Source organism: Cupriavidus sp. SK-4 (assembly GCF_000611125.1).
Taxonomy (GTDB): domain Bacteria; phylum Pseudomonadota; class Gammaproteobacteria; order Burkholderiales; family Burkholderiaceae; genus Cupriavidus; species Cupriavidus necator.
The window spans coordinates 1-466 of the sequence record NZ_JFJW01000047.1 but is presented as its reverse complement, the minus strand read 5'-3'; the positions used below and the strand labels follow the sequence as shown (position 1 = coordinate 466).

Below are 466 nucleotides of genomic sequence, written 5' to 3'. Positions count from 1 at the left end.
CGGTTCGCCGTTTTGCTGCAGCAGGCCGCTGGCGCGGCCCGAAGCATGATTACACCTTGATCTCGACGTCCACGCCTGCCGGCAGGTCGAGCTTCATCAGCGCGTCAACCGTCTTGTCGGTCGGGTCGACGATGTCCATCAGGCGCTGGTGCGTGCGGATCTCGAACTGATCGCGGCTGGTCTTGTTGACGTGCGGCGAACGCAGGATGTCAAAGCGCTGGATGCGGGTCGGCAGGGGCACCGGGCCCTTGACGATTGCGCCGGTACGCTTGGCGGTATCCACGATTTCGGCGGCCGACTGGTCGATCAGGCGGTAGTCGAAAGCCTTCAGGCGGATACGGATCTTCTGGTTCTGCATGATATTTCCTTAAAAGAGCGATTGGGCAACGTGCCCGTTGAATGGGGACATGCCCGACAGGCATGTCCCAGGAAGTGCTTAGTCGAGGATCTTGGCCACGACGCCGGC

1 protein-coding gene is annotated in these 466 nt (G+C 61.6%); it reads right to left on the bottom strand.

What is annotated here, in order from left to right:
• Positions 1-49 precede the first annotated feature (49 nt).
• Positions 50-358 (bottom strand): 30S ribosomal protein S10, encoded by a 309-nt coding sequence (gene rpsJ, locus CF68_RS09330; RefSeq protein ID WP_006160488.1) that lies wholly within the window; start codon positions 356-358, stop codon positions 50-52.
• Positions 359-466: the final 108 nt, after the last annotated feature.

Bases quoted from the DNA above. Each gene is read 5' to 3' on its own strand.
- rpsJ (WP_006160488.1), bottom strand. From the start codon at position 358: ATGCAGAACCAGAAGATCCGTATCCGCCTGAAGGCTTTCGACTACCGC.